20 protein-coding genes are annotated in these 25,338 nt (G+C 47.0%); 5 read left to right on the top strand and 15 right to left on the bottom strand.

Features of this window, described 5'->3' with window-relative positions:
• Nucleotides 1-314 precede the first annotated feature (314 nt).
• Nucleotides 315-845 (top strand): hypothetical protein, encoded by a 531-nt coding sequence (locus E2491_RS15435; protein ID WP_134376526.1) that lies wholly within the window; start codon nt 315-317, stop codon nt 843-845.
• A 1-nt stretch (nt 846) separates the two neighbouring features.
• On the top strand, nt 847-1,806 hold the full coding sequence (locus tag E2491_RS15430; protein WP_134376525.1) for a nuclease-related domain-containing protein: 960 nt from the start codon (nt 847-849) through the stop codon (nt 1,804-1,806).
• 346 nt (nt 1,807-2,152) lie between these two features.
• Here the strand turns inward: E2491_RS15430 and E2491_RS15425 are convergent, their stop codons facing one another.
• The 12 genes from E2491_RS15425 to E2491_RS15375 form a co-directional block, all read right to left on the bottom strand.
• Nucleotides 2,153-3,751 carry a CTP synthase gene (locus E2491_RS15425; protein ID WP_134376524.1) on the bottom strand — a complete coding sequence of 533 codons (1,599 nt, stop codon included), beginning with the start codon at nt 3,749-3,751 and terminating at the stop codon, nt 2,153-2,155.
• A gap of 585 nt (nt 3,752-4,336) precedes the next feature.
• The gene (rpoE, locus tag E2491_RS15420) at nt 4,337-4,879 is read right to left on the bottom strand and encodes a DNA-directed RNA polymerase subunit delta (RefSeq protein WP_134376523.1); all 543 of its coding nucleotides are present in this window, start codon (nt 4,877-4,879) and stop codon (nt 4,337-4,339) included.
• 111 nt (nt 4,880-4,990) lie between these two features.
• Entirely contained in the window at nt 4,991-5,164 is a 174-nt protein-coding gene (locus E2491_RS17580; RefSeq protein ID WP_166805906.1) for a hypothetical protein, read from the bottom strand.
• A gap of 99 nt (nt 5,165-5,263) precedes the next feature.
• Entirely contained in the window at nt 5,264-8,524 is a 3,261-nt protein-coding gene (gene icmF / locus E2491_RS15415) for a fused isobutyryl-CoA mutase/GTPase IcmF (protein ID WP_134376522.1), read from the bottom strand.
• Between the two features lie 12 nt (nt 8,525-8,536).
• Entirely contained in the window at nt 8,537-9,118 is a 582-nt protein-coding gene (locus E2491_RS15410; protein WP_371414493.1) for a TetR/AcrR family transcriptional regulator, read from the bottom strand.
• A gap of 548 nt (nt 9,119-9,666) precedes the next feature.
• On the bottom strand, nt 9,667-10,806 hold the full coding sequence (locus E2491_RS15405; RefSeq protein ID WP_134376520.1) for an acyl-CoA dehydrogenase: 1,140 nt from the start codon (nt 10,804-10,806) through the stop codon (nt 9,667-9,669).
• An 18-nt stretch (nt 10,807-10,824) separates the two neighbouring features.
• On the bottom strand, nt 10,825-11,961 hold the full coding sequence (locus E2491_RS15400; protein WP_134376519.1) for an acyl-CoA dehydrogenase: 1,137 nt from the start codon (nt 11,959-11,961) through the stop codon (nt 10,825-10,827).
• 21 nt (nt 11,962-11,982) lie between these two features.
• Nucleotides 11,983-12,834 (bottom strand): 3-hydroxybutyryl-CoA dehydrogenase, encoded by an 852-nt coding sequence (locus tag E2491_RS15395; RefSeq protein WP_134376518.1) that lies wholly within the window; start codon nt 12,832-12,834, stop codon nt 11,983-11,985.
• Between the two features lie 28 nt (nt 12,835-12,862).
• On the bottom strand, nt 12,863-14,041 hold the full coding sequence (locus E2491_RS15390) for an acetyl-CoA C-acetyltransferase (RefSeq protein ID WP_134376517.1): 1,179 nt from the start codon (nt 14,039-14,041) through the stop codon (nt 12,863-12,865).
• Between the two features lie 573 nt (nt 14,042-14,614).
• Nucleotides 14,615-15,076 (bottom strand): carbonic anhydrase, encoded by a 462-nt coding sequence (locus E2491_RS15385; RefSeq protein ID WP_134376516.1) that lies wholly within the window; start codon nt 15,074-15,076, stop codon nt 14,615-14,617.
• A 40-nt stretch (nt 15,077-15,116) separates the two neighbouring features.
• Entirely contained in the window at nt 15,117-17,729 is a 2,613-nt protein-coding gene (locus tag E2491_RS15380) for a DUF2309 domain-containing protein (RefSeq protein ID WP_134376515.1), read from the bottom strand.
• Nucleotides 17,730-17,743: 14 nt separating this feature from the next.
• The gene (locus E2491_RS15375) at nt 17,744-19,255 is read right to left on the bottom strand and encodes an NADH dehydrogenase subunit 5 (RefSeq protein ID WP_134376514.1); all 1,512 of its coding nucleotides are present in this window, start codon (nt 19,253-19,255) and stop codon (nt 17,744-17,746) included.
• A 656-nt stretch (nt 19,256-19,911) separates the two neighbouring features.
• On the opposite strand from E2491_RS15375, the gene E2491_RS15370 reads away from it, so the two are divergent.
• Complete coding sequence (locus tag E2491_RS15370) at nt 19,912-20,331, top strand: NUDIX domain-containing protein (RefSeq protein ID WP_134376513.1); 420 nt, start codon at nt 19,912-19,914, stop codon at nt 20,329-20,331.
• A gap of 42 nt (nt 20,332-20,373) precedes the next feature.
• Here the strand turns inward: E2491_RS15370 and E2491_RS15365 are convergent, their stop codons facing one another.
• Entirely contained in the window at nt 20,374-22,494 is a 2,121-nt protein-coding gene (locus E2491_RS15365) for a heterodisulfide reductase-related iron-sulfur binding cluster (protein WP_134376512.1), read from the bottom strand.
• Between the two features lie 160 nt (nt 22,495-22,654).
• On the opposite strand from E2491_RS15365, the gene E2491_RS15360 reads away from it, so the two are divergent.
• Together E2491_RS15360 and E2491_RS15355 are read left to right on the top strand one after the other, a co-directional pair.
• Nucleotides 22,655-23,800, top strand: a complete 1,146-nt coding sequence (locus tag E2491_RS15360; protein ID WP_134376511.1) for a phospholipase D-like domain-containing protein — start codon at nt 22,655-22,657, stop codon at nt 23,798-23,800.
• A gap of 297 nt (nt 23,801-24,097) precedes the next feature.
• The gene (locus E2491_RS15355; protein ID WP_134376510.1) at nt 24,098-24,685 is read left to right on the top strand and encodes a Type 1 glutamine amidotransferase-like domain-containing protein; all 588 of its coding nucleotides are present in this window, start codon (nt 24,098-24,100) and stop codon (nt 24,683-24,685) included.
• Nucleotides 24,686-24,691: 6 nt separating this feature from the next.
• Here the strand turns inward: E2491_RS15355 and E2491_RS15350 are convergent, their stop codons facing one another.
• On the bottom strand, nt 24,692-24,994 hold the full coding sequence (locus E2491_RS15350; protein WP_134376509.1) for a TIGR04104 family putative zinc finger protein: 303 nt from the start codon (nt 24,992-24,994) through the stop codon (nt 24,692-24,694).
• Between the two features lie 18 nt (nt 24,995-25,012).
• Entirely contained in the window at nt 25,013-25,315 is a 303-nt protein-coding gene (locus E2491_RS17855) for a TIGR04104 family putative zinc finger protein (protein ID WP_134376508.1), read from the bottom strand.
• Between the last annotated feature and the right edge of the window lie 23 nt (nt 25,316-25,338).

Genomic DNA, 25,338 nt, shown 5'->3' with positions numbered 1-25,338 from the left:
TGGTGATGGCTGGTTGAGCAAGCAAAGCGCGCTAGGCTTCAAAAGATAAGAAGGTTTATTTAGTGTCCACTTTATTGACAGAAGACCAAAACGGCCTTCAGATACAGTTAATTCCTTCATACTCCCTTCGATTTCCTTCAAACAAACATACTCATTCCTTCTTTTCAAAATTTAATTCCATCACTCCAACAACTCCGCACCTTCCCCAAATGCCCTTAACCAACAAGCCCTTCAACACTGCAACCGACTCCACGCTAAAATAAATAGCGCACCACCATCCAAACAGCTAGAATAGCCAAAAGGAGGTGAACGCTATGCAGAAGCTTTATCAGCTTTCGAACTGGAAAACGTGGCTCATCGCTGTCCTGATCTTTGCCGGCTTTATCGGGTTTATTCTGCCAAATGAAGCAGCCGAATCCTCGCGTGTCACAGGGACATCAGAATCACCGGACGGATCCTTCTTCTACACCCCCGAAACACTTTTTGCCATCGCAGATACATATGGCGAAGAAGGCAGGGCTTATTATGTTCGCGCCCGCTACACCTTTGATGTCGTCTGGCCGATCGCTTATTTTCTCTTTTTAACGACCACAATCGGTGTCCTGTTCAAACCTTTCCGCCAATCAAAATGGAGATGGTTCATTCTTCTGCCGCTTTTCGGAATGATCTTCGATTTTCTAGAAAACCTCAGCACTTCACTTGTCATGTCATTTTATCCGGAGGAGCTGACCTTTTTCGCCGTGGTTGCACCACTTTTCACCGCTATTAAATGGTCATGCATTTACGGAAGCTTTGCACTAATTCCCGTGGGTACCGTCGCACGATTAATCAAAAGGAGGAAATAATATGATCATAAAACCGCAGGCATTGCCCTGCCATATTCAAACACTTCAAACCATCGCAGACAGACTGCCGCACTATCACCCGAAATTCGAGGACATTCAAAAACACCTTCGCAACTTAATCGCCGGCTATAAAGGAGAGGCCGGACTCGATTATAATCTAAGCTTCATAAGAGCTCCTCACATCATCCTTCACAACCTTCGACTTAAAGGGCAAAACCACCACTTCCAAATGGATACGATCATCCTTTTCCAAAACGCAATCATTATTTTAGAAACCAAAAACATCTCGGGCTCGCTACAATTCAAAACCGATTTTCAGCAGGTTCTCCGCACGTTAAATGGTCAAACAGAAGCTTTCAAGGACTTTCACCTGCAGATCAAAAGACAATCGGAACAACTGACAGAGCTGATGAAACGCAATAAGCTCGGCACGCTCCCAGTCATTCCATTCATCGTTATGGCAAACTCGCGCACCATTATCCACTCCGAAACACCGCACGTTCTGCGAAATGTCATCCCGCCGGAAGCCATCGAAAGTGAAATTCATAAGGCTTTGCAAACGATCCAGACAAAAAAGCTTGGTCAGGCACAGTTAAAAAAAGTGGCTGATGTGTTAATCAATTTGCATGAGGAGCTTGAGGTAGACTGGTTGAGAAAATATTCGATTGATTTTAGCGACCTGCAGATGGGTTTACAATGTCCGGCTTGCAGAAAGATTGGGATGGTCAAAAATAGACGAGGGTGGACTTGTAGTGACTGTCATCACTTTTCTAATACAGTTCATCACGATGCACTGGATCAATTGTTCCGTTTGAAAGGCGACACAGGAATAGTGAATCAGGATGTTCGTTTGTTTTTTAGAATTACAGATGAGCAGTCAGCAAGAAGACTCGTGGAAAAGATGGCTGTCAGGAAAGAAGGAACAACTAAAGGGGTAAAATATTTTAAGCTTACTTTATAATTGGGTTCCGATTTGTGAATTGAGTGGTGAAGAACTTTTTGATAAGTGCATTTAGGAGGTCGCGGGAAGTGAAGGAAACATTTTTTCAAAAGAGGGAATTGGCATTCAGTTGTGAAGGGATTAGTTCAGCGAATGAAGGAATACCTTGTGCCTGATGACCGTTTGAGGGAATCTTTCTCCAGAAAGAGGGAATTGTTTTTTCATAAGAAGGAATTAAAATTTGATAAGCCTGAATAAGACAAATTAATGAAGGAATTCCACAATTTCCGCCGCGACGCGACGCCACAACGTCCCCAGCCTCCTACAACAAACAAACCCCCGCCGCAGCGGGGGTCCAATCATCAAATTACTTCTTAATAGATGCTTCAATAAAGTCTCTAAACAGTGGCTGCGGGCGGGTTGGGCGCGATGTGAATTCCGGGTGGAACTGTGACGCGACGAACCATGGGTGATCGGCAAGCTCGATGATTTCGATCAGGCGGCCGTCCGGGCTTGTGCCTGAGAAGATGAAGCCTGCTTCTTCCATTTGCTCACGGTACTGGTTGTTGAATTCGAAGCGGTGACGGTGGCGCTCGTACACGACTTCATTGTCATATGCTTCAAAGGCTTTTGTGCCTTCTGTCAGCTTACATGGGTACAGTCCGAGGCGAAGTGTTCCGCCAAGGTCTTCGATATCTTTTTGCTCCGGCAGAAGATCAATGACCGGGAATGGTGTTTCCGGATTGATTTCAGCTGAATGGGCACCATCCATACCAAGGACGTTGCGGGCAAATTCAACACTTGCCAGCTGCATGCCTAAGCAGATACCGAGGAATGGTGTTTTTGTTTCACGCGCGTAGCGGATCGCTTCGATTTTACCTTCAATGGCACGGTCTCCGAATCCACCGGGAACAAGAATTCCATCAACATCGCCAAGCTCCTGCTCCACATTTTCACGTGTGATCAGTTCAGAATTCAGCCATTTCACTTCAACGTCCGTATCGAAGCTGTAGCCAGCATGCTTTAGGGATTCCACGACTGAAATGTAGGCATCCTGAAGCTCAACGTATTTACCAACAAGAGCAATTTTTGTTTTGCCGGACAGATTGCGGACGCGGTCAACAAGTGCATTCCACTCGGTCATTTCAGGCTGAGGTGCGTTGAAGCCGAAATGGTCGCAGACGATCTGATCCATGTTTTGTGCCTGAAGCGCAAGTGGCACTGCATAAAGTGTGTCAGCATCTGTTGCTTCAATCACTGATTTTTCATCAATGTCACAGAACAGGGCAATTTTGTCCTTCATATCCTGAGAAATCGGCATTTCCGTACGAAGCACGATGATGTTTGGCTGGATCCCAAGGCTGCGCAATTCTTTTACGCTGTGCTGAGTCGGCTTTGTTTTCATTTCACCGGCAGCTTTAATGTAAGGAACGAGTGTACAGTGAACGTACATCACGTTTTCACGGCCTACATCACTCTTAATCTGACGGATCGCTTCAAGGAATGGAAGAGATTCGATATCCCCTACCGTTCCACCGATTTCTGTGATCACGACATCTGCATTCGTCTCACGTCCGGCACGGAAAACGCGCTCTTTCAGCTCGTTTGTAATATGCGGAATGACCTGTACTGTTCCGCCGAGATAATCACCGCGACGCTCTTTTTTCAGCACCGTTGAGTAGATCTTACCTGTTGTCACGTTGCTGTATTTGTTCAGGTTAATATCGATAAAACGCTCGTAGTGACCAAGATCGAGATCCGTTTCCGCACCGTCATCTGTGACGAACACTTCCCCGTGCTGGTATGGACTCATTGTTCCAGGGTCTACGTTGATATATGGATCGAATTTCTGGATGGTCACGCTCAATCCTCTGTTTTTCAGAAGGCGGCCAAGTGAAGCAGCCGTGATTCCTTTTCCTAATGATGATACAACTCCGCCAGTAACGAAAATATATTTTGTTGACATCGTTTGTTCTCCCTTCATCTAATCCAAGTTTTATTGAGTGGGTGGAAAATCTCTTATAAAAAATAAAAAGCGCCCCTCCTGCGTCAGAGACGCAAGGGAGCGCGTATATGTGCGTTTGATCCCTTTTCAGGGAGCCCAAATAAAATACTACCATCATTTTATAAAAAATCAAGGAAGTTTTTTCAGGTCTATTTTTGACAGCGGTTTAACAGTTGATGTGACAGGATTTCTCTAAAATGAATATTTTCAGGATGGCAGCGTTATTTTTTCTGATTCCACGGAGGACGGACATTTTCTTTTTGAAGGGAACATGAAATAGGCATTTCCTGCGCTTTTCGCGGCCAGGCGATGAACCAGTCAGCAACTTCACACCACCAGCAAAAAAGGTTCGCAGGATTTCACTCATGGTTCGCAGAATTTGGAGGCAGGTTCCTAATATTCAGCAACAGGTTCACACAATTCCGTCGCTCTTTCAAAAGATTTTCTCACTCTTTCGTAAGATCTGGACTTTTAACTCGTGATTACCACCAGCATTTCCATCCACTAAACATAAAAAAGAGACTGCCTGGGCAGCCTCCCTCTCTCTTACAATTCGTCGTCCTCGTCTTCTGCATCAAGATCTTCGTCATCGTCAGATTCACCGATATCGTCGAAGTCTTCGCTGTCGAGTTCGTCGTCGAAATCTTCATCGTCGTCTTCATCCAGATCATCAACATCATCTACATCGTCGTCAAGCTCGTCGTAGGCAAGATCGTCTTCTTCGTCATCCAGGTCATCGAAGTCGAGATCTTCGTCTGCGACTTTCTTTTTCTTAGACTTTGTTTTCTTTTTCGTCTGGATTTCGCTTGTTACCTGCTCGTCCTCTACTTGGTCAAGCGGGTACCATGAGCGGAGTCCCCAGCCTTTTTCTGCGCCGAGGTAAATGAAGCGGCCGTCCATGTTCAAATCTGTGTAGAATTGAACGATTTTTTCACGTGCCTGTTTATCAGTTAAGCCAAGCAGACGCTGCCATTCGCTCACCATTTCGTTGAAGGTGATTGAATCGTGGCGGTCCACTAATAGCTGGTGGGCAATTTCAATAAAAGAATACTCTCTCAAGTCTTCTACTGAGCGGTTTTTAAGTTCCATTCCGTGCACTCCTTTTTATCTGGTATGCGTGATACGCTCTATCTTAAAACATGGTTTTTAGCTGAAAGCATATTATCCATTATAACCAAAGATGGACCCGGAATGCCATAGTTACCCTTGTTTTTTATAAATTCCTGCCGCTTTCTTTGTTTCGCGCCAGGCCAGCCAGTAAAAGAGGGCAGAGAGCACAAAAAAAGCAACTGCACCGAACATTTTGCTGTAAAGGTACAGTGTGGCTGATGACAATATTAAAATCGAGCCGCCCAAAATCAGCAGTTTTTTCACGTAATCACGTCCCGCAAGTTGTTATTAGTTCTATTATAGTACAAAAGAAAACCTGCCGGGAGTTATTTGCGGGATTCCCGGTCAGGTTTTACTTAAACTTTACATATTGCGGCGATATTGTCCGCCTACTTCGTAAAGTGCATGCGTGATTTGTCCGAGTGAAGCGACCTTCACTGTTTCCATCAGTTCAGCAAACAGGTTGCCTCCTGTAACAGCGGTTTCTTTCAGCCTTGCGAGTGCAGCATCTGCTTCATTCGCATGCTGTTCCTGGAACGCGCGCAGGTTGGCAATCTGGGTTTCCTTCTCTTCTTTTGTTGCACGGGCCAGTTCCATGCTGTCCATTTCCTCTTCTGATGGAGGATTCGGGTTCAGGTAGGTGTTGACACCGATAATCGGCAGCTCACCCGTGTGTTTTTTCATTTCATAGTGCATGGATTCTTCCTGGATTTTTCCGCGCTGATACTGCGTTTCCATTGCGCCAAGCACACCGCCGCGGTCGTTGATCCGTTCAAATTCCTGCAGCACCATTTCCTCTACAAGGTCCGTCAGTTCTTCGACGATAAAGGAACCCTGCAGTGGATTTTCATTTTTACTTAAGCCGTGTTCTTTTGTGATAATCATCTGGATCGCCATCGCACGGCGCACGGATTCTTCAGTCGGCGTTGTAATGGCCTCATCATATGCATTGGTATGAAGGGAATTACAGTTGTCCTGAAGGGCCATCAGCGCCTGCAGCGTTGTCCGGATATCGTTGAAGTCGATTTCCTGCGCGTGCAGGGAGCGCCCTGACGTCTGAATATGATATTTCAGTTTCTGACTCCGTTCATTTGCACCGTATTTATCTCTCATCACCGTCGCCCAAATGCGGCGGGCTACGCGGCCAATCACTGTATATTCAGGATCAAGCCCGTTCGAGAAGAAGAACGAAAGGTTCGGTGCAAAGTCATTAATATTCATGCCGCGGCTTAAATAGTACTCGACATACGTAAAACCGTTTGCGAGTGTAAAGGCAAGCTGCGAAATCGGGTTAGCACCAGCTTCAGCAATATGATACCCCGAAATCGAAACAGAATAGTAATTACGCACTTTCTGGTCGATAAAATACTGCTGGATATCACCCATCATGCGCAGTGCAAATTCGGTTGAGAAAATACACGTATTCTGACCCTGATCCTCTTTTAAAATGTCGGCCTGAACCGTTCCGCGCACGACCTGAAGGGTCTGTTCACGCACTTCCGTAAATTCCTCGAGTGACAGCGTGCGTCCAAGCTCTTCCTCACGCTTTTTCACCTGCTGATCGATTGCTGTGTTCATGAACATCGCCAGAATAATCGGCGCAGGTCCGTTGATTGTCATCGAAACGGATGTTGAAGGAGCACACAGATCAAAGCCAGCATACAGCTTCTTCATATCCTCAAGCGTACAAATGCTGACGCCGCTCTCTCCCACTTTTCCGTAAATGTCCGGACGGTAATCCGGATCTTCACCGTAAAGCGTTACGGAGTCAAATGCCGTACTTAAGCGCTTGGCATCGTCATCTTTTGACAGGTAATGGAATCGACGGTTCGTCCGCTCCGGCGTTCCCTCTCCGGCAAACTGACGCTTCGGATCCTCGCCCTTCCGTTTAAATGGAAAGACGCCTGCCGTATAAGGGAAAGAACCCGGTACATTTTCTTTATACACCCATTTTAGAATCTCGCCGTAATCCTCGTATTTCGGAAGCGCGACCTTTGGAATTGAAAGTCCGGACAGACTTTTTGTGGTCAGCTCAGTGACGATTTCCTTGTCACGGATTTTCGTTGTAAACTGATCCTTTGCGTACATATCCTTCAGCTTCGGCCAGTTTTCAAGAATTTTCTTCGACTCAGCCGTCAGCTCATCCCAGGTGTTTTGCTTCAGTGTTTCAAGCGGTGCGACAGCCTCATCATTCCCCTGCTCTTTCAGCGCTTCAATGCTTCCTTCAAGCTGGAAGAAGCGGCGTGCAAGCTTTGTCTGCTGTTCAACTGACTGGTGATAGCGGCGCACGGTTTCCGAGATTTCACGCAGGTAATAGCGGCGGTCATTTGGAATAATGACGTTCTGCTTTTCAACCTGGGCTTTTTTCGAAAAGGCTGTTGACCAGTCCGTCTGCGCTTTTGTGTTAATCGTTTCGATCAGTGCAGCAAACAGCGCGTTCGTTCCCGCATCGTTAAACTGGGAGGCAATCGTACCGAATACCGGCATTTCATCAAGGTCCTGGTCAAACAGCATACGGCTTCGCTGATATTGCTTCTGCACCTGACGTTTCGCATCCTCAGAGCCTTTACGCTCAAATTTATTGATAACAACAAGGTCTGCGTAGTCAATCATATCGATTTTCTCCAGCTGTGAAGGCGCACCGAATTCACTCGTCATCACATACATAGAAATATCCGAGATTTCTGCAATCTCCGCATCCCCCTGCCCGATTCCGCTCGTCTCCACAATGACTAAATCGTAGCCGGCTGCTTTGACAACAGAAATCGCATCACGAATCGCGAGTGACAACTCACTTTTCGATCCACGCGTCGCAAGACTTCTCATAAATACGCGATCAGAGAAAATAGCATTCATCCGGATTCTATCCCCTAAGAGGGCACCACCCGTTTTTTGCTTGGTCGGGTCGATGGAGAGAATTGCAACCTTTTTCTCCGGCACTTCATTGATAAAGCGGCGGATTAATTCATCGGTAAGGGAGCTTTTCCCCGCTCCACCTGTTCCGGTAATACCGACAACCGGTGCGTGCTTTTCAGCCGCCTTCACACGATCCATAATCTCCTGCCACTGTTCACTGTCATTTTGCATGCGGTACTCAGCAAGTGAAATGAATTTTGACACGATCGGTGTTGCACCGCTTTGCAGCTCGTCAATTTCATGCTTCATTTCCTGTTCAACCGTGGCAAAATCACATTCTTTCAGCATCTGGTTAATCATGCCCTGAAGTCCGTGCTGACGGCCATCCTCAGGAGAAAAGATTCGGGCGATGCCGTACTCATGAAGCTCTTTAATTTCACGCGGGATAATAACCCCGCCGCCTCCACCGTAAATGCGGATATGCGGAGCACCGCGCTCTTTTAACAGGTCATACATATATTTAAAATACTCAACGTGGCCACCCTGGTAGGAGGAAATCGCAATGCCCTGCACATCCTCCTGGATCGCTGCATTGACAACTTCTTCAACAGAACGGTTGTGACCGAGGTGAATCACCTCTGCACCACTTGCCTGAAGAATGCGTCGCATAATATTAATGGAAGCATCATGTCCGTCAAACAGACTCGATGCCGTTACAAAGCGCACCGGATTGGCGGGCTTGTAAATCACTGGTTCATTGACTGCCATGCTATGTTCCCCCTATTCCGCCACGGTCTGAAAGCCTTTAATGCCGTTTAACAGCAGACCGGTCTGGCGTTCGATGTATTGGTCGATCGTGTAGGAGCGCAGCGCCCATCGTCTGAACGCCCACATCTGCCCCTGAACAAAAATATTCTGCGCCATGAGATGAATCATTTCCTTCTCCATCTCAAGTTCCCCTTCGTCGACGCATTTCTGAATGAGTATTTCAAACATTTCCACCATCTCAAGCTCTTTTTTCAACACATAAGGCAAGGCATCCTTCGAGAGTGATTTGGCTTCCTGGTACATGACGAGCACTTCGTCCTGCATATCGTCGACCACTCTGAAGTAGTGGGCGATCCCTGTTGAGAGGGACTCAAGTGTACCTCCGTCCAGGTCCATGCCATGCAGTCGGGCCCTAACCTGGTCATAGATCCGGTCGCAGACGAGGTACAGGACGTCTTCTTTTGTCCGGATATATTCATAGAGGGTGCCAATACTGAAGCCGGACGCTTTGGCGATTTCGCGTGTCGTGGTCCGGTGAAAGCCTTTTTGTTTGAAGAGTGAAACGGCTCCTTTTATCATCTGATCTCTGCGCATCTCGACGAGTCGTTCGTCTTTTACGGACGATTGTACTTCGCGTCTTTTATCCAACCGCATCCGCCACCTTAGATTTATAATGGGAGCGTTGATCTACACTGCAGGTGGCGCTTTCCGCGGGCGGGCGGTGAGCCCCTCCGTGCTTCGCACTGACGGTCTCACCTGTCCCGCTTTTCCCGCAGGAGTCGCCACCTTCCGTTTCGATCAACTATGTGAAAAATCTTTAGTATGGTTGTTTAAAATTCTTGATGTATGTGTGTGGAGGAATGGTGATTCTTTCGCTCCAATCAACTTTGTAAATGTATAAAACCGTTGATCACCGTGGAAGGTACTCGCTTTCCTTTGTCCAGCTGCGGCGACTAGCCCCTCGAGGCCATAAGTCAAAGCTGAACGAGGGCAAAGGTCAGCCCTCTTTTCATCTTCAATTTATGCTTGTCGGGGCTGGACGAATCGCCTACGCTTTTCCCGCAGGAGTTGTCACCTTCCGTTTCGATCAACTTTTATAGTGATTAATGATCGTTAAAAATTCTCGAAGTCTTTAAGAAAAATTACTTCGTTACCATTCTTCCAATCACGAGGCGTTGGATTTCCTGGGTGCCTTCGTAGATTTGGGTGATTTTGGCGTCGCGCATGTAGCGTTCGACCGGATAGTCTTTTGTATAGCCGTAGCCTCCGAAGATTTGGACGGCTTCGACGGTTACTTTCATGGCTGTGTCGCCGGCGAACAGTTTGGACATGGCAGATTCTTTGCCGTATGGCAGGCCTTCTGATTCGAGCCATGCTGCCTGATAAGTCAGAAGTCTGGACGCTTCGATACCCGTTGCCATGTCGGCGATTTTGAAGGATACGCCCTGATTGGCAAGAATGGTTTTGCCGAATTGCTCTCGGCCTTTTGCGTATTCAACGGCTGCATCAAGTGCTCCCTGTGCGATGCCGACTGCCTGGGCAGCGATTCCGTTACGGCCGCCGTCAAGGGTCATCATGGCGATTTTAAAGCCCTGGCCTTCTTCTCCGAGGAGATTTTCAGCCGGTACTTTGACGTTATCGAAAATAAGTTCCGTTGTTGGTGATGAACGGATACCGAGCTTTTTCTCTTTCTTTCCGATCGAGAAGCCTTCCCAGCCTTTTTCTACGATAAATGCGCTCATGCCGCGCGTTCCTGCATCCTGATCTGTTACCGCGAAAATGATGTACAGCTCTGCTTCGCCGCCGTTTGTGATCCAGACTTTAGAGCCGTTTAATACGTAATGATCACCATTTTTCACAGCACGCGTTTTCATAGATGATACGTCAGATCCTGCGCCAGGCTCTGATAAGCCGTACGCGCCAAGCATTTCACCCTGGGCAAGCTTTGTGAGGTAATGCTTTTTCTGCTGCTCGTTACCGAATTTGTAGATTGGCCAGCTTGCAAGTGAAAGGTGGGCTGACAGCGTTACACCTGTTGATGCACATACACGTGACAGCTCTTCTACCGCGATGACATAAGCAAGGTAGTCACTGCCAATACCGCCGTATTCTTCTGGCCATGGAATACCTGTCAGGCCAAGCTCCGCCATTTTATTAAAAATACATCGGTCAAAACGTTCTTCCTCATCGCGCTCTGCAGCGGTTGGTGCAACATCCTTTTCTGCAAAGTCGCGTACCATTTTACGGATCATTTCGTGCTCTTCAGTTAATGTAAAGTTCATGTTCAAAAATCCCCCATCCTATTTTGTCACGTGCTTACTGATCACGATTCGTTGAATTTCACTTGTACCTTCATAGATCTCACTGATTTTCGCATCGCGGAATAACCGCTCTGCCGGATAATCCTCTGTATAACCATTTCCGCCAAATACCTGTACACATTCAATCGCGTTTGTCATGGCTGTCGATGAAGCGAACAGCTTTGCCATAGAGGCTTCTTTCCCGCATGGCTTACCTTGCTGACGGAGATCCGCTGCCTGGTAGACGAGCAGGCGTGCCGCTTCAGCAGCTGTTGCCATGTCAGCTAATTTAAATCCGATTCCCTGTTGCTTGGCGATTGGCTTGCCAAACTGCTCACGCTCTTTGGCGTATGCCACTGCATGTTCAACGGCTGCTTCCGCAATACCGAGTGATTTTGCAGCGATACCGATCCGTCCGACATCAAGATTCCCGAGGGCAATCTTGAAGCCTTCTCCCTCTTCACCTAACAGATTTTCAGCCGGTACCTTCATATCCTCAAACGTCAGCTGAACCGTACGTGAGCCGTGCAGTCCCATTTTTTCTTCATCTTTTCCGACGATGAAGCCTGGTGTATCCTTTTCCACGATGAAGGCACTGATCCCGCGCGTTCCTTTTTCAGGATCCGTGACAGCAAATACAATATACGTATTCGCTTCCCCTCCATTGGTGATGAAAATCTTTGAGCCATTTAAGACGTAATGATCGTCTTTTTTCACTGCCTTTGTTTTCAGGCTGGCTGCATCTGATCCTGCACCCGGTTCTGTCAGGCAGAATGCACCGAGATATTCACCGGTCGCAAGCTTCGTGACGTACTTCTGTTTCTGCGCTTCATTTCCATAGTAGAGAATCGGATTGGTCCCAACAGATGTATGCACCGATAAAATTACGCCGACGACCGGACTGACCTTCGACAGCTCGTTAATCGCAATAATATAGGAGATAAAATCCATCCCTGCCCCGCCGTATTCTTCCGGAACGGTGATGCCCATGAGCCCGAGCTCAGACATTTTATTTAAAATGTCACGCGGAAATTCGCCCGCTTCCATCCGTTCAATAAACGGCGCGACTTCTTCCTTGGCAAAGTCGCGCACCATTTTGCGCATCATTTCCTGCTCTTCTGTAAAACGGAGTTCCATCGTTCTGCTCCCCTTTGCTGATTATTCGTAGCTGTAGAATCCGCGGCCTGTTTTCTTTCCGAGCCAACCGGCTTTTACATATTTCCGCAGAAGCGGACATGGGCGGTATTTACTGTCGCCAAATCCGTCATGAAGAATTTCCATAATGTACAGACACGTATCGAGCCCGATAAAATCAGCGAGCTGAAGCGGTCCCATCGGATGATTCATGCCCATTTTCATCACGTCATCAATTGCTTCCTTCGACGCCACTCCCTCATAAAGCGTGTAGATCGCTTCATTGATCATCGGCATCAAAATACGGTTAGATACAAACCCCGGGAAGTCTTCCACCTCAACCGGCGCTTTGTTCAATGATTTGGTCATATCTTCGACAGCCTGATACACTTCATCTGTTGTAGCGAGTCCGCGGATAATTTCAACGAGCTTCATAACCGGAACCGGGTTCATAAAGTGCATCCCGATCACTTTTTCCGGACGGTTTGTGGCTGCTGCAATTTCCGTGATTGGAAGTGAGGAGGTGTTTGACGCTAAAATCGCATGTTCCGGTGCGACCTCATCCAGCGTTTTGAAAATCTTCGTTTTGATCTCCATATTTTCAACCGCTGCTTCAATGACGATGTCTACGTTTTTCGCATCATTCAGATCCGTTGAACGCGTAATGCGGTTCATTGTGGCCGTTTTATCCTCTTCTGTCATGCGTCCTTTTTCCACCGAGCGTGACAGATTTTTTTCAATAACCCCAAGACCTCTAGTTAAAAACTCATCCTTTAAATCATTCAGCGTGACCTCGTAGCCGGCCTGTGCACATACCTGCGCAATGCCTCCACCCATCTGTCCCGCTCCAATGACCATTACCTTTTTAATGTCCATATTCAATCTCCTTTGTTCGTAAAGTGGATTAAACCTGAATTAATACAGCATCTCCCTGACCGCCGCCGGAACAGATGGATGCAATACCAAGTCCGCCGCCACGGCGCTTCAGCTCATAAGCAAGTGTCAAAATAATACGGGCTCCACTAGCGCCGATTGGGTGCCCGAGCGCGACTGCACCGCCGTTGACATTCACCTTTTCAGGGTCAAGGTTAGCAATTTTCGAGCTTGCAAGTGCGACGGCTGAAAAGGCTTCATTGATTTCAAAAAGATCAATATCCTCAAGCTTATAGCCTGTTTTCTCAAGCAGTTTGTTAATGACAAGGCCCGGTGTCTGTGGGAAATCCTTTGCTTCGACCGCGACTTCTGCGTGGCCAAGAATCGTTGCAAGCGGCTTCTTACCTTCTTTTTCAGCGCGTTCATCACTCATCAGCACCATTGCACAAGCCCCATCGTTGATACCCGGTGCATTCCCCGCTGTGATCGTGCCGTCTTTGTCAAATGCAGGACGAAGTGTTGCAAGCTTTTCAACAGATGTATCTTTTCGAACCGATTCATCATGGGATACGGTAATTGGTTCTTTTTTACGCTGTGGAACCTCTACAGGCACAATTTCTTCAGCAAAAATCCCTTTTTCAATCGCCTCTCCTGCGCGCTGATGGCTTCTGAATGCCCACTGATCCTGCTCCTCACGCGACAGGTTGAATTCTTCAGCCGTTGAGTTGCCGTATGTTCCCATATGTACATGATTGAATGTACACGTCAGTCCATCATGCACCATCATATCCTTCACTGTCGTATCACCCATACGGAAACCGGAGCGGGCTTTATCCATAAAATAAGGTGCATTTGTCATCGACTCCATACCGCCCGCCACAATCAGCGACTCATCCCCAAGCCGGATCAGCTGGTCAGCAAGCGTGACGCTTCGCATACCTGATGCACATACTTTATTGATCGTTTCTGTTTTTACTTCCCATGGAATGCCGGCTTTTTGCGCTGCCTGGCGAGACGGGATCTGCCCCTGTCCACCCTGAAGCACAGTTCCTAAAATGACTTCGTCAATGGATTCCGGTGCGACATCGGATCTTTTCAGTGCTTCTTTGATCGCGAATGCGCCAAGGTCTGATGCTGAAAAGGAAGCAAGTGCGCCTCCAAGTTTTCCGAATGGTGTTCTTGCTCCGTCGATAATGACTGTTTTTGGCATGATGGTTCTCCCCTTTGTATGCGTTTTCAAAATTGAGTTAGCGGTTTGTTGACTGAACGCTCGCTCAGTAATTCCCCTTTAAAAAAGCCGTCAGAAAACGGCATATTAATAGAATATTCTTGATTCTATTGTAAGCGATTACAAGTTTTGATACAAGGAGTTTTTAAGAAGAAGGGATTGGTAGATTTAAAAACCGTGCCAGGGCATTCCTTCGCTTTCCGCGGCCGCGCGGTGAGCCAGCTAGCGCTCCGCGCTACGCTGTCTCACCTGTCGCTTTTCTGCCGCAGGAGTCTACGGAATGCCCTGGCACTCTTGATGGTAGTCATCAATTATTTTTCAACAATCATACACCCTAACATTAATTGTGAAATCAATTAAAACAGACCTTAAACTCATTCATTGTTCAAAACTTTGATCCCTTTTCTGAAAGGAGTCTCCGGATGTCCCCGGCACTAATGGTGTTAATTCTTAGCTGTTTTTATTTTTCAAATCAAAAATCCGGAGAAAAGAAAAAACCAAACTTCAAAAAATTCAAGGTTATCTTATATCGCTATAACTGGCTTCATATGCAGTTCATGCACTGACAGAAATCAGCGCGTGGTCATCTACAACGATCCCTTGGACTTTGATGTGTGATGGGATGAGTGGATGGCGGCTGATGAGGTTGACGCTCTTTTTCACGCTTTCATGGCTGCTATCTGTTTTTAGCCACTCTTCAACGGTGTCAGCCTGTAATTCAGGCATATGGTGCTTGAAGAGGTAATTGAGTGCCGGGATGGATTCGGACTGAATTTTTTTCTTTATGTCAGTGGCGGTTTTGTCTGATGAACCGACAACATAGATGGCTTCGATGTTATCGTTGTATACAAATTGGATGATCGAACTCATGATTTCATCGTAGGGATGTACGATGGTTGTATCGAAGCTGCGAATGACGACCATATTTTCTGAATCCGCGTCAGTCATTTCCTTGATGATTGATTCGATTCCTTGTTCTACATCAGTCAGGATTAATACTTTTTTATCAGTATTCATGTCAGTCTCTCCTTTTCAGTATTTAAATGAGCGCAATGGTTTATGACCAGCTTCTCCAGCCTCCTTGAGGATTGACGCTGGCGAGGCGGATCCAGCCGTTTTCCACTTTTTCACGGAAGGACTTGTCCACGTTCAGCAAACGTTCGATATAGTCATCAGGTGACTGAATGACGATGAGCAGGCGGAGCGGTGAGTGGTAGGCTTCATCGTCTGATTTCATGACGGATTGCCATGGAAGCCCTGCCAGCAGATCACTGGCATTTCCCTGCATCACGCCAATGCCCGACGTGACAGTTTGGGTCGTTTTATTTCCACTTCCGTAAAAATGCGGTGCAACGGTTGAGGCATAATATTGCAGGTTAATCCATTGTGTCACGGTCCCAGGTCCTGCGATGATATTTGCTAGAAGACTGCCTTCCTGATCCTGCGTCCAGTCGTAGTTATGAAGAAAAGCTCTCCCTTCAAGATCACTTTCCTGCGTCAGCTCCCGTTGTCCAATAATGAAAGCAGCATTTCGCGCAAGTCCCCATTCTGGACGGATTTCACTCCAGTCTTCTGCAAAACGGTGCGCCTCTGCGACCGGATGTTTTGATTTTGAATCAATATTCGGCAGTTGTGCGATGCGTTCTGTATTGGCTTTCTGACTAACATTTGGCATGACTTCTTCAATACGGTCAAATGCTTCCTTCGCTTCTTTTGTGAGTGATGGCACGTGAATCCAGTGCAGTTCATCAACCGTTGTTTTATGTTCAGCAGCAGCAAAGACCGTTTTCTCAGGAATTTGAATCCCTGCCATAGAAAGCTGCTCTCTTACTTCCGGAAGATTACACAGCGTGGCTAACACTCTTGCATTGAATCCGCCGGCAGCACCGCCACAGGCCCCGCAGTCAAGGGCTGAAGCATAAGGATTGTTGGTGCTGTGACTGCCGTGCCCGCAAATGACAACCAGTGGGGCGAAGTCTTTTGTAAGTCCCATCATTCTTAGTGCCTGCTCAGCATAAGTCACTTTCTCCCCGTCAGAAAAACCAAAGGCAATTTGTGAATTTCTCTGCTGATTTAATTCAAGGGACAGGCTGGTTTCAGGCTTGCGCAGCCAGCTTTGATAAAGGTTTCTGATAAAGCGGTCTGCACGGGTTGGAATAAAGCTTCTTGCTGCCATTTGAAGGCTCAGCCATGGTCCGCTTAATTCCGGCAGCAGCAGACTTGATACAACACTCTGCTTCATCGTCTTAAACGTGCTGCCAAACGATTCGACAGTCTGCTTTCGATCCTGATACATGGTCAGCTCCTGCTTGTCCGCCTGCTCTTTGATATGATGCTGCGGATTTAATATAACGGGCAGGGAAGCGTGACTGTGGCGGCTGCCAAGCTCGCTTGTGGCAATCGGCAGACCGAAAAACCCTGCTATACCAATCGTTTCAAATGGCCCCGCCTGTTCAAGCTGACGGCGGAAGGGCTCCGAACGCACATCAATACAGAAGGCTAACTGCGCTAAAGTTGCTTTTTCATCAGCCGCTGAAGATTTTTCATCGGAGAGCTTTTGACGCAGACGATTTTCATGCGTAAGCTCCCAGGCCTCCAGCCAGAGCTTCCGGCGTACCTGATCAGTAAATTGGGAAGCGAAACGGATATAGTCATTTTGTTCACTAAATGAGAGTGATGACCATTGTTCAAACGTCAGCTCCCCCCAGTGCATCCATGACGCAATGAACTTCTTAACCGGGACTTCTTTATGATTCTGTGCTCCCTCTAAAGGTAGGAAAGGCTTCAGCAGCAGCCACTCGATAGACAACCGGACGGCGGCATACTCTTTTAACAGTGATTTTTCCTGAGCAGATTGGCTGGATCGCCATTGCATCATCCCTGCCCAGCCCGGTAAGGACAGCAGATGACCTTCGACATAATCCTGCCATGCTGATTCTGGTATATTCAGTTCTGTCAGCGCTTCAGTCAGTGCAGCATCGGCTTCTTCAGGCCATCCGTACAGACTCTTACGCTGCTGTTTACTGAATGCAGGATCATATTTAGCCAGTTGAAGCCAGGCTTTATACAGTCCTTTATCACGATTTGGCATTTCCCATGCTGCCTGGGAATCATCCAAATACAGCTTGCTCCATTTGATGACATGCTGATCAAGCGTTTGAACCAGTTGCTCTCCCCTGCCATTCTTGACACGCGTACTTAATGGCTGACCATATTCCGGACTGTCATCTTCTTCATTCATCCCTGCAAAAAGAGATGCTGCTTTTTCAAGTTCAGGCGAATCCGCAATATCCTTTGGAACCGGCTCGAATGACAGTGCAGCCTGACAGAAACGATAAGCTGTCTCTTTTGGAATCTGATAAGTGTTTTGGCGTAACCACTCCTCAAGGCGGCTGTTCAGAAAACGCCCGTCAATTTCACCCTGCTCTTTGGCAGAAAGAATCATTGACGCACCCGGATACATATCAACATCTCTGCTTGCCTTCAGCCACGCTGCCACCTGATCAAAGGAATGCTTTTCAAGCCCCATCCATGGATTACGTGCAGCAAAGGTTGCAATCGGCCAAAGCGGTGCGATCACACGACCGGCCGATTGTATGATCTCCTCTACGCTCCGTTTACGAGGGGTGGTTATCGCTTTATCTTTTTTCACAACTGATGAAGTAACCATCAGGCATCTCCTCCTCAGGAAACATATTTTTTAAGATAAGACGGATGATTTTCGACTGATTTCGCTTCTCCTAAACGGACCAGCCATAAATACAGCCTAGCGTGGAAAATCGAAGTCCGGTTTCGTGCTGACCATGCAGCAATTCCACTGCCAACTAAAAGGAATGCAATCACTGTGAAGACAGCTGCAAAAGGCGGTTGTGCACTTTGGGAAATGCTGATTTCAAGTACGTTGTAGAACAGTTCATGCACCGCAAAATAGACCGTTCCCGTAACCCCGATAAAGACAAGTCCTGCAACACGACCAATTTTCCCCGGTCCGAATGCAATTAATTGCGTCCACGAAACGGATAACGACCACCCGAGAATAAGCGCGCTGATTAACCGGTAACCTTCACCTGGCGCCATCAGCCAAAAAGCCGCTCCGGCAACCGCACCGATTCCCCATCCTGCGATGACCCATACTCTTGAAGCTCTCTCTGTAACCCTTGATGAAGCCTCATAACGACGCACTGCTGAACCTGCCTGTAAAAACAACGTCCCTTTGAATATCCCATGTAAAATGAGGTGGATAATGGCTGCGATATAAGCACCAATCGCACACTGAATCAGCATAAAGCCCATCTGCGCGATCGTAGAACCAACGAGCTGTCGCTTATAATCAACCTGAACAAGACTGATGCCTGTTCCAAGCAACACGGAAACGCTGGCGATGATCAGCAACAGGATGGAGGCTGCATCTCCGGTGAAAAGAGGAGAAAATCTTGTCAGAATGATGCCCCCTGCATTCACAAGCCCCGCGTGCATGATTGCAGAAACAGGTGTTGGCGCGACCACTGATTCAATGAGCCATCTGTGAAATGGAAACTGGGCAGCCGGAATGATGACGGCTAACACAATCAGCAAATTGATTCCTGTTTTCTCCCAGGCATCCAACTGCCCCAATACTGCATCGTTCAAAGCAAGTGACAACTGCCATTGCCCCGTCACCTGATTGAGCCAGATCGCAGCTGCCGATAAAGAAATCCAGCTTACGATGAATAGACCGGCCGTCAGCTTAGATGCCTGAATCGACATCTTCCATTCCCGATTCGATCTGATGAGTAAAGTCAAGCAAACCAGCGAAGCCCCCCAGCCTGCCACCATCAGCCTCACATCACCACTCAGCCAGGCTAAAGAGGCAAATGTGGTCATCATCGTAAAAAGAACAAAATATTTTCGATAAGCCCGATCCCCTAATAAATATCTAACCGAAAAACGCTGAATAATGATGCCAATAGATAAAATAAACACCACCATCAGCCAGGCCAGAGAATCCAGATAAAACGGTCCAGTCATTCCACTTATCGAAGGATTAAACAAGCCAAATAAAGCGATGAGTGGTGCAATCATCAGAATCGATAAGTGAACCCGGATATAAGCTAGCGGCATTTTTGGATTCAGGAATAACAGACTGCTGACACCACCAGCGATGAGTGCAATCATAAACAGTATTAATAACATTCCCGGTGAAACTGACATGTTCAAAACTCCTTTCTGATCACCATTTATGAGATTTACGGATGAACCATATCATCCTGCGAATGAAAAAAACCGGCAACGATCCCACCCTAAGATCTAAAGATCGTTAAGGTTGGACAATTGCCGGTTTTACTTCAACGAACATATCACGTTTTTTGAAGTACTCCCATTCAATTTGCAGCTAAAAAAATCGGCATACCTCCTCATCCATTAAAAGGATGAGGAAATACACCGATTTACGTCTACTTTTCATTACGCTGACTCGCAGGATTTTTCATACGCTCCCTACAGATTGTTTGAAGTGAATGCTAAATCCGGGGTCTATCAGGCGGTAGAAAACAAACGTCTCTCGCTCATTAAGTTATATTTAAAATATAACAGGTGATGGGAATTGTCAACTTGATGGGTTTTTTGGAGGAGTAGTTTTGGAGAAACGTTGATTTCCGTTCCAGGCGGACGCTTACCGCGGGAAGAGCCGCTTTTGCTCCGGTGAGCCTCTCTGCGCTTCGGACAGACGGTCTCACCTGTCCCGCTTTATCCCGCTGGAGTCGGCGCCTTCCACTCCAATCAACTCTGGCGGTGAAAAAATGATGGGATTTAAAGGATAACTGCATGTCCTTTTAGAATATGAAATGTAATGTTGAATACTGGAGGGTGACATAATGTTTGTGTTGAATGTGGAGGCGGCGATTTACAAGGATGATAAATGGCTGATGATTCGAAGAAGTGAAAAGGAAGAGCATGCGGGTGGTGGGCTTGCTTTTGTTGGAGGGCAAGTGGATCAGGAGGGGTTTTCTTATGATATCCTGGAGCGCAGTCTTAAACGTGAGGTTTTTGAGGAGGTTGGGATAGAGGTTGAGGTGGAGCAATATGTGAACAGTTCTTCTTTTGTGACTGATAAGGGAGAGCACGTCGTGGATATTGTTTTCTTGTGTAGGTATGTGAGTGGTGAGGCTTTTGCGAAGAGTGTGGATGAGGTGGATGATGTTTACTGGCTCACGCAGGAAGAGCTGATGGAGCAGACTGGTTTACCGGATTTTTTGATGAGGAATCTTGAAATGGCTTTCGATAAAAGGAGATAAAAAAGACCCGCCAAAGCGGATCTTTTTTGTTTACCCTATGAATCAAGCAGTCTCTTCAACTGGCACGACGTTACCGAATACGCTTAGTTCAAGCAGTTCTGCTACGTCGTAGGTGCCGACTTCTTCTTCGACTTCTTTGGCTTTTGTGCCGTCGGATAGCATGGTCAGGCAGTATGGGCAGCCGGAGCTGATGACGGAAGGCTGGACGACGAGTGCCTGCTCGGTGCGGGCAACGTTGACGCGGTGGCCTTTGTCTTCTTCCATCCACATGAGTCCTCCACCGGCGCCACAGCACATGCCGGTTTCGCGGCTGCGTTCCATTTCGACGAGTGTGACACCCGGAATGGATTTCAGGATTTCACGTGGCGGATCGTATACTTCGTTGTAGCGGCCGAGGTAGCAGGAATCGTGGAAGGTGATTTTTTCGTCCACGGCGTGCACCGGTTTCAGCTTGCCACGTTCCACCAGGTCAGCCAGTACTTCTGTATGGTGGTAGACTTCTGCTTTTAAGCCGAAGTCAGGATATTCATTTTTAAAACAGTTGTAGGCGTGAGGGTCAATCGTGACGATTTTCTTCACGTCATTTTTTTCGAACTCGGCGATATTGGCTGTTGCAAGCTCCTGGAATAAGAATTCGTTTCCAAGGCGGCGCGGTGTATCTCCTGAGTTCTTTTCTTTGTTGCCGAGAATCGCGAATTTCACGCCAGCTTCGTTGAGTAGCTTGGCAAATGACAGGGCGATTTTCTGGCTTCGGTTATCGAATGATCCCATTGAGCCTACCCAGAACAGGTACTCAAATTCTTCTCCCTGTTTGCTGAGTTCTTTTACCGTAGGAATGTGAACGTCCTCGCGTGCTTCACGCCAGTTTTCTTTTTCCTTACGATTCAGTCCCCAAGGGTTACCCTGACGCTCGATATTTTGCATCGCGCGCTGAGCATCCGGCTCCATTTTACCTTCAGTCAGTACGAGGTAACGGCGAAGGTCGATAATTTTATCAACGTGCTCGTTCATCACCGGGCACTGGTCCTCACAGTTACGGCAAGTCGTACATGCCCAGATTTCCTCTTCTGTGATGACATCGCCAATCAGGCTCGGGCTGTACATATCAAAAGCAGCTTCCGGTCCGCCGGCAGCTGACGCAGCGGCGATCTGGTTTCCTTTTGTATGGGCAAACGCAGGTGCCGGAACCCATGGTGACTGGGATGTAATCGCGGCTCCCGTTAACGTCAGGTGATCACGGATTTTCGTGATCAGATCCATCGGTGACAGCATTTTTCCTGTACCGGTTGCCGGACACATATTCGTACAGCGTCCGCACTCCACGCAGGCATACAGGTCAATCATCTGCGCCTGGGTAAAGTCCTGAACCTTCCCTACACCAAACGATTCCTGTGACTCATCCTCAAAATTGATTTTGCTGAGCTTACCAGGATTATCAAGACGGTTGAAATATACGTTTGCAGGCCCTGCAATTAAATGGGCATGCTTTGATTGTGGTACGTAAATCAGGAATCCTAAAAGGAATAATAAGTGTACCCACCAGGATACGTAGAACAGAAATGCGGCAAAGCCTGTGCCAAGCCAGCCTGTTGCCAGCGCAACCCCGGATGCAACCGGCTCTGTCCAGACAGGATCATGATTCTGCCAGACAATATTTGCTCCATTTCCAAGCAGTACAGAAACCATCAGTCCACCGATAAAAATCAGCACAAGTCCTGATTTAAAACCCCTTTTCAGACGGACAAGCTTTTCCATGTAACGGCGGTAAAATGCCCAGACTACCGCAACTAAAATCATTAATGTGACAAGCTCCTGGAAGAAAGTAAATCCAGGATAGAAAATGCCTAGAGGCAGATGTTCCCCAGGGACTAATCCCTTATAAATGAAATCGATGGCGCCAAACTGAACCATCAGGAATCCATAAAAGAACATCACGTGGATCAAACCACTTTTCTTATCCTTCAATAATTTTTTCTGTCCAAAAACCTGAACCATAATTTTCTTCATACGTTCTTTTACGTTCTCTTCAAATTCGACTTTTTTGCCGAGTCTGATGAATTCGTAACGCGTTTTCAGTAAGTAACCGAACAGATAAACAGCGTAAGCGGTTACAAGAATGAACGCAATCCAGTTAACAATTAATAAAATATCCCCTGCACTCATGTTCGCTGCACTCCTCCCCAATGTTGTCGAAACTTGCTTGCTTAGTACCATTATATAATGAATGAGCATTCAGTCAATGACTTTTCAGAACTTTTCTATAACTATTTTACAGGTTTTGTGAGTGTTTGGATATACTAATTACCGGAAAGGAGGCAGATGGATGAAAGTTCTAATTTGGATTGCCGCGATCTGTCTTTGGCTCAGACTTGACTGGCTGATCGGGTTGAAACGCGACCGTCAAACTAAATGCGGAACACATTACCCGTGCAGGCAGGGTGAAGCAGCCTTTTTTGATGACGGGATTGTCTGGATGAAACAGCTGGAAGAGGATTGCCGTGCAGCCACTGCCTCGATCAGTATGATGTTTTATATTTTTCAGCCGGATGATGCCGGTAAAAGAATGCTTGAGCTCCTTGTCTCAAAGGCTCGTGAAGGCATTAAGGTTCGGTTACTGCTCGATTCTGTCGGCAGCCGTCCGTTTAAAAAAGCAATAAAGCAATTAAATACAGAAGGCATTGTGATTAAATTCAGCCGCTCTGCTCTGTTTAAAGGCTCCTGGTTTGATGTTCAGAAACGAAATCATAAAAAGCTGACGGTGATCGATGGCAACATTGCACATGTTGGCGGGTTTAATATTGGACGGGAGTATCTGCACCTGCACCCGGTTCTTTCACCGTGGCGTGACTACCATTTGCGGCTGATGGGGGATATTGTGTCGGATTGCGGACAGGAGTTTGAAAGGGACTGGTCTCAGAGGGAAGTTCAGGCAGAAGGTGAATCGGAGGACGGTTATCAGATTGTCTCATCAAGTGCAGTTGATCAGGAGACCTTTATTTGCGGACTGTTATCGGGAGCAAAAGATTCTATCTTTATCGGCTCACCATATTTTATTCCGACGACAACTGTTTTTGATTGTCTCGTGGACCGCGTGCAGCGCGGCGTCCGGCTGACGATTCTCGTACCGGGCACACCGGATCACCCTCTCGTGCAGCCAGCCTCCTATCGCTATTTGCGCGCACTTTTGAAAATGGGGGCAGACATTTATCAGCTGCAGCACGGCTTTTATCACGCAAAGGTCCTGTTGATTGACGATGAGGTGTGCGATATCGGGACCATGAATTTTGACCGCCGGAGTCTGCTCATAAACGAGGAGTTAAACGTGATCACCCGGGATCGCGGTGTGATTGATCCGATGAAGGAAAGCGTTGCGGAGGATCTGATGCAGTCGTTGCAGCTGACAGAAAATGATTTGAAGGTGAAGCCGTTTAAAGAAAGTGCGGCATGGTGTATTGGGCATTTGCTGTGAGGCAGGTGCTTTTTTGTGGTTGGATGATTAGGCGACTTGGCGCGGGGACGAGATTCCTTCATTCATGAGACTTATTCGGTCTTTTGAAGAATTGATTCCCTCGTTTCAAAAATTATATCCTTCTTTCTGGAATTTAATTCCTTCATTAAGGCTTTGCCCGGGACTAATTCCTTCACTAACCAACGGAATCCCTTCTTTTCAACGACCGGATTCCTTCACTGCCAGACACAATTCCCTCACTCACCCTTCTCCCCAAATATGGTAACCTATTAAAAAAATGCAAGGAGCACAACCCACATGAGACAAATCATTGCACTATCCGGAGGCGGCTTTTCTACCGGCAGACATGAGGATGACGATTACATTGTGAAGCAGATCAATAAAACCGGCCCATTAAACGTTTGTTTTATTCCGACAGCAAGCGGTGATGCCCCTGGCTACATAGAAAATTTCCACCAGGCTTTTAAAGGACATCTTACGTCCCATATTCTTATGAGGGATTTATCTGAAGCCAATCTCAACAAGCAGGACCTCATTTATGTTGGAGGCGGCAGTACTCAATTCATGCTATCTAAATGGAGGGAAACAGGATTTGATGTGCAATTAAAAGAAGCGTATGATCGGGGCATTGTGATTGCCGGCATTAGCGCCGGGGCCATGTGCTGGTTTGAAGAGTGCTTCAGCGAAGGTGCGGACGAAACGTGGGAGCAGTATGCAGGTCTTGGATTTCTAAAGGGAACGTTCTGCCCGCACTATCAGGAAGGGAAAAGGCAACTTGCTTTTGATCAGTGGTCACAACAGATTAAAATTGAACCTGCTTTTAAGATGACAGATCATGAGGGTGTGCATTTTGTGAATGAGCAGGTTCATCATAAATTACTGTAAAAACGTTTACCAATAGGGTTCGTCCTTATTGGTAAGTTCGATTCCGTATGGCAGGATCAGCATTGACAGAACGAGAATGACGCCTGAAAAAATCAGCAGTTCAGATAATGAAAAATTAAAGAAAAGTGCTGCTGCAATGATGATAAAACTTATGAGTCCGGATAAAGATGCCGAACGTTTTCTTGATTGCTTTGTGACGAATTGTTTTTCACCACAATGCGGACACGTGACGCCACTGCTAAAATTCAGTGAGCGTTTCAGTGTAGCAAGATGGGACCATTTTTGATGACAGTTCTGGCAGCGCGGCATTGCTTTACTCCCCTTTCTTTACCACAAAAATTCTTCCTTGTCAGTGAGGCGGATGGTAAACGGCAAAAGTGAAAGGACAATGATAAATGTCGCAATCAAAAAGACAGCATAGCCAGTCCAGTTCAGTGGATAAAACAGGTTGGACAGTAAGATGATCGGTAACGGAATAAAGCTCACCAAGGCTGAGCGGGTCCGAGATTTTTTAGTAGGATAATTCATTTGTTCACACGAAGGGCATTTGACTCCACTGTTAAGTTTAAAAGAACGTCTTACCGTTTCGCTCCAGGTAAAGCTGTGCTGACAATTCGGGCAGGTTGGCATAAGATCACTCCTTAGTCGTTTTG

The sequence above is a fragment of the Jeotgalibacillus sp. R-1-5s-1 genome (genome assembly GCF_004405105.1).
Classification (GTDB): domain Bacteria; phylum Bacillota; class Bacilli; order Bacillales; family Jeotgalibacillaceae; genus Jeotgalibacillus.
The sequence above is the reverse complement of the archived record's forward strand: the minus strand, read 5'-3'. Positions and strand labels throughout refer to the sequence as shown.

Excerpts from the sequence above, each read along its gene's own strand:
- E2491_RS15435 (WP_134376526.1), top strand. The coding sequence starts at position 315 with ATGCAGAAGCTTTATCAGCTTTCGAACTGGAAAACGTGGCTCATCGCT.
- E2491_RS15430 (WP_134376525.1), top strand. The coding sequence starts at position 847 with ATGATCATAAAACCGCAGGCATTGCCCTGCCATATTCAAACACTTCAA.
- E2491_RS15425 (WP_134376524.1), bottom strand. The coding sequence starts at position 3,751 with ATGTCAACAAAATATATTTTCGTTACTGGCGGAGTTGTATCATCATTA.
- rpoE (WP_134376523.1), bottom strand. The coding sequence starts at position 4,879 with ATGGAACTTAAAAACCGCTCAGTAGAAGACTTGAGAGAGTATTCTTTT.
- icmF (WP_134376522.1), bottom strand. The coding sequence starts at position 8,524 with ATGGCAGTCAATGAACCAGTGATTTACAAGCCCGCCAATCCGGTGCGC.
- E2491_RS15410 (WP_371414493.1), bottom strand. The coding sequence starts at position 9,118 with ATGCGCAGAGATCAGATGATAAAAGGAGCCGTTTCACTCTTCAAACAA.
- E2491_RS15405 (WP_134376520.1), bottom strand. The coding sequence starts at position 10,806 with ATGAACTTTACATTAACTGAAGAGCACGAAATGATCCGTAAAATGGTA.
- E2491_RS15400 (WP_134376519.1), bottom strand. The coding sequence starts at position 11,961 with ATGGAACTCCGTTTTACAGAAGAGCAGGAAATGATGCGCAAAATGGTG.
- E2491_RS15395 (WP_134376518.1), bottom strand. The coding sequence starts at position 12,834 with ATGGACATTAAAAAGGTAATGGTCATTGGAGCGGGACAGATGGGTGGA.
- E2491_RS15390 (WP_134376517.1), bottom strand. The coding sequence starts at position 14,041 with ATGCCAAAAACAGTCATTATCGACGGAGCAAGAACACCATTCGGAAAA.
- E2491_RS15385 (WP_134376516.1), bottom strand. The coding sequence starts at position 15,076 with ATGAATACTGATAAAAAAGTATTAATCCTGACTGATGTAGAACAAGGA.
- E2491_RS15380 (WP_134376515.1), bottom strand. The coding sequence starts at position 17,729 with ATGGTTACTTCATCAGTTGTGAAAAAAGATAAAGCGATAACCACCCCT.
- E2491_RS15370 (WP_134376513.1), top strand. The coding sequence starts at position 19,912 with ATGTTTGTGTTGAATGTGGAGGCGGCGATTTACAAGGATGATAAATGG.
- E2491_RS15365 (WP_134376512.1), bottom strand. The coding sequence starts at position 22,494 with ATGAGTGCAGGGGATATTTTATTAATTGTTAACTGGATTGCGTTCATT.
- E2491_RS15360 (WP_134376511.1), top strand. The coding sequence starts at position 22,655 with ATGAAAGTTCTAATTTGGATTGCCGCGATCTGTCTTTGGCTCAGACTT.
- E2491_RS15355 (WP_134376510.1), top strand. The coding sequence starts at position 24,098 with ATGAGACAAATCATTGCACTATCCGGAGGCGGCTTTTCTACCGGCAGA.
- E2491_RS15350 (WP_134376509.1), bottom strand. The coding sequence starts at position 24,994 with ATGCCGCGCTGCCAGAACTGTCATCAAAAATGGTCCCATCTTGCTACA.
- E2491_RS17855 (WP_134376508.1), bottom strand. The coding sequence starts at position 25,315 with ATGCCAACCTGCCCGAATTGTCAGCACAGCTTTACCTGGAGCGAAACG.